The following is a 3,738-nucleotide window of genomic DNA, read 5'->3' on the forward strand; positions in this document are numbered from 1 at the left end:
GCGGTTTTTCGAAAAATTTTACAAAAGTGCAGATAAATTTACAAAACCATCGATGAAGAAAAGGCAAATAGCCTTCTTGACAAGGACTTCGCAAATGATGTATCTTTTGAAGGGTATACCGACGAAATCTTGCTCCTGGAGGCTAACAACATGACAGATATCCTTTACGAAAAACAAGGATCCTACCTGCAGGGGAAAGAAGAAGGCCGGGCAGAAACACGGGGCGAAGAAAAAGCGATTATCGCACGCAATCTTCTCAAAATGAAAATGTCCGTTAAGGACATTTCTACAGCAACAGGCCTCTCCGAAGCAGAAGTTCTTGAACTGCAGAAAGAAATGCAGTGATTTTGACATCTAGATCCTTCAACTCCGCCTACGGCTGCGTTCAGGATGACACCCTGAAAAAAGCTGGTGGTTTTTGAACCATCAGCTTTTATTATATAGTTAGCGCTTGTTGTTAACAAATTGTGAAATCGTGCAAACAACTGTTTGCATAATGAACAGCCCTAAGTTACAGCCCTTGACTGCAAGAAATGCCTTAGTTTATATTTGTCATCGCAAGAAAAAATCCTTTCGACGGCGTTGCAGGTTTGCGTGTGGGAAACGCAGGCTAGTCGGCTCACGAGGGCCGATGTCGCAGAACGGGAAGGAAAATAATTCTTGCGGGACCCGGCAGGAGCGAGGGGATATAACCGCCTGACACCCGCAAGAGCAAGTCCCGAAAAACAACATATGAAGAAATACGAGGAATTGACGATTTGCGACAACTTCATGTTCGCAAAGGTTTTTAGCAATGCGGATATCGCGCAGGATTTCCTGCAGGACATCCTGAAGATTGACATCGAAAAGATCAGCGTGGTTTCCGAGGCCACCCTCCAGGAGGATCCCTTCCACAAGAGTGTGCGCCTGGATGTGCAGGCAAGGGAGGGTGATTCCGGAAACGGCCGCTCTTTCGATATCGAGTTGCAGATGATCGACACCAGTGAACTGCCCAAGCGCGCCAGGTATTACCAGGGGATGCTTGATTTGGATGCTTTGGGCAAGGGAGTCAATTACGATGAACTCAAGGAACAGTACATCTTGTTCCTCTGCCCCGAGGATATTTTCAAGGCGGGCAAGCCGGTGTATCAGTTCCAGAATCGCGAGGAAACCGACCCCAACATTTTGCTGGGTGACCTTTGCTACAAGAATTTTTATATCTTTAGTAAGTACCGCGAAGTCACGGATGAGGTTACTCGCGAGTACATGCAGTATTTCGCAACGCAGAAGTACGAATCCGAAAGAATCAAGCGGATTCACGCGTTTGTGGAGCGGTATCGCAATGACCCAGTCGCAAAGAAGGCTTATATGACTCTCGAACAGGAACTGAACATTCGCTACAAGAAGGGACTTGAGAAAGGTCGGGCAGAAACACGGGGCGAAGAAAAGGCGATTATCGCACGCAATCTTCTCAAAATGAAAATGTCCGTTAAGGACATTTCTACAGCAACAGGCATTTCCGAAGCAGAGGTTCTTGGACTGCAGAAAGAAATGCAGTGATTTTGACATCTAGATCCTTCAACTCCGCCTACGGCTGCGTTCAGGATGACACCCTGAAAAAAGCTGGTGGTTTTTGAACCATCAGCCTTTATTATATAGTTAGCGCTTATTGTTAACAAAGCAAGTTCCGAAAAACAACATATATTTTTATATCTTTAGTAAGTACCGCGAAGTCACGGATGAGGTTACTCGCGAGTACATGCAGTATTTCGCAACGCAGAAGTACGAATCCGAAAGGATCAAGCGGATTCACGCGTTTGTGGAGCGGTATCGCAATGACCCAGTCGCAAAGAAGGCTTATATGACTCTCGAACAGGAACTGAACATTCGCTACAAGAAGGGACTTGAGAAAGGTCGGGCAGAAACACGGGGCGAAGAAAAAGCGATTATCGCACGCAATCTTCTCAAAATGAAAATGTCCGTTAAGGACATTTCTACAGCAACAGGCCTTTCCGAAGCAGAAGTTCTTGGACTGCAGAAAGAAATGCAGTGATTTTGACATCTAGATCCTTCAACTCCGCCTACGGCTGCGTTCAGGATGACACTCTGAAAAAGGCTGGTGGTTTTTGAACCATCAGCTTTTATTATATAGTTAGCACTTGTTGTCCTGCTTTAAACCATTTTTTAGGGGTTATACCCCTCCGTCTACATAATTTGGCAGCCCCAAAGTGTGATTTGCCATAGGATTCAATCCAATGCACTTTCCGCTTTTGGGGATACCCCTTCGGATGCAATCCGGTGCCCTTCCCCACTTTTTAGCTACCAATTTGTACAGCAAATGCCTCAAATTTTACTCATTTGTTCAGCTACAAGCGTAAAAATCATAAAAAAAAGCCTAATTTGCGGCCATTGACTGCGATTTAAGATCCAGGTTATTTTTCACCGTGGAAGTTAAAATTATGCCATTTATGAATACAGGAAACAGAACAACCTCCCGACTTACGAGGAAGAACGGCGGATACGCAAGGTCTCCATCGAAGAACTTGCCGCCAAGAACAAGGAACTAGAGCGGAAACTCAAGCAAAAAGAGAAGGAACTGGCAGACGAGAAGGAGACCGTTGAAATTCTAAAAAAAATCTATGTGCCGAATATCGCGGCGATTGCAAGCTAGCTTGCAAATCGACATGATTGAGGCGATTGGATTTCTGGAAATCCCTGCACATCTTGACGCCTGCGGCGGCAGCGTGAAGCAGACCTCGTGCAAACTGTCCGCAGCGTATTTGAGGAGTACTTCTGCATCTACGGCTGCACAAAGTTCCTGAGGGAACTTAACGACCGTTCCGTAGATATCAACGAGTACAAACTACGCCGTATCATGCGCGAGACCGGGCAAGAGCGACGGGATGTATGCGCAGAACTTGCTACAACGTAATTTCGCACCGTTCGGCCTGAACCAGTACTGGTGTGGCGATATCACGTATATCCGCACGAACCTTGGCTGGATCTATCCGGCTGTAGTTAATCGCGGCACGCAGTACAGCAGTCGCGGGTATCGTAATTTGCTTAATGACTTTGGCATAGAGCCTTCTATGAGCGCGCCGGGCTGCCCGTCGGTTGCATATCGCTTGCAGAAACTTTGTGCTTAAGATGTAACTGTCGATACGAAAAAAAATGTATATTTATATCTTCAACTAATGAATATGGTTTATGAGAAACCCTCTATTAAAAAATCAACAAGTCCAGTTTATCGGTGGTATTGGTCTTTCTGTTCTGTACAATATTTTCTAGTGAATGTGTATAAATAACCTACTTAGAACGATTATCTTAACGTTTCTGATTCCCTGCGCGTTGTTTGCGCAGGTGTTACCTGGTGAACAAGAGGAACTGGCAGAAGAAACAATACAGGACGAACCATCGCATCGCATTGATTATTTTAGCCCGAATGCGTGGGTGCTTTTAGGTTTTGGCTGGAGATATACGCTAGACGGCGATACGGTCTCGACGACAAAAGAAATAAATAATATTTTGAGGCATCATCAATATGTGTGGTAGCATTTAGGCAGCCTTGCTAGATGATTCTCTCGATTCCGATTCCCATTCGTAGGCTATCTTTACATCTACATAGGAACAGCTCAACATTATCAGCGACAGCATGTTGTTCATGTTCCTGAAGCCATAGGCAGTCCGTATCAGTAGCTTTATCTTGTTGTTCGTCGCCTCGATCCTTGCGTTTGACACGCCCAGCCTGATTGTGTTGAG

At 45.5% G+C, this 3,738-nt stretch carries 6 protein-coding genes; 5 read left to right on the top strand and 1 reads right to left on the bottom strand.

Going from position 1 to position 3,738, the window contains the following annotated elements; all coding sequences use genetic code 11:
* Positions 1-150: 150 nt before the first annotated feature.
* The 5 genes from BUB94_RS16030 to BUB94_RS16600 all read left to right on the top strand — a co-directional run bounded on the left by BUB94_RS16030 (position 151) and on the right by BUB94_RS16600 (position 3,531).
* Positions 151-345, top strand: a complete 195-nt coding sequence (locus BUB94_RS16030) for a hypothetical protein (RefSeq protein ID WP_139260296.1) — start codon at positions 151-153, stop codon at positions 343-345.
* Positions 346-732: 387 nt separating this feature from the next.
* Entirely contained in the window at positions 733-1,539 is an 807-nt protein-coding gene (locus BUB94_RS16035; protein ID WP_073238960.1) for an Rpn family recombination-promoting nuclease/putative transposase, read from the top strand.
* A 199-nt stretch (positions 1,540-1,738) separates the two neighbouring features.
* The gene (locus BUB94_RS16040; RefSeq protein ID WP_139260297.1) at positions 1,739-2,032 is read left to right on the top strand and encodes an RpnC/YadD family protein; all 294 of its coding nucleotides are present in this window, start codon (positions 1,739-1,741) and stop codon (positions 2,030-2,032) included.
* Positions 2,033-2,710: 678 nt separating this feature from the next.
* The gene (locus BUB94_RS16045; RefSeq protein WP_083538408.1) at positions 2,711-2,911 is read left to right on the top strand and encodes an IS3 family transposase; all 201 of its coding nucleotides are present in this window, start codon (positions 2,711-2,713) and stop codon (positions 2,909-2,911) included.
* 359 nt (positions 2,912-3,270) lie between these two features.
* Positions 3,271-3,531: a hypothetical protein gene (locus BUB94_RS16600; protein ID WP_139260298.1), complete on the top strand. Its 261-nt coding sequence runs from the start codon at positions 3,271-3,273 to the stop codon at positions 3,529-3,531.
* 3 nt (positions 3,532-3,534) lie between these two features.
* Here the strand turns inward: BUB94_RS16600 and BUB94_RS16050 are convergent.
* Positions 3,535-3,738: transposase (locus BUB94_RS16050; protein ID WP_139258420.1), on the bottom strand; the 204-nt coding region annotated here is incomplete at its 5' end.

It is taken from the genome of Fibrobacter sp. UWH9, from assembly GCF_900129715.1.
Classification (GTDB): domain Bacteria; phylum Fibrobacterota; class Fibrobacteria; order Fibrobacterales; family Fibrobacteraceae; genus Fibrobacter.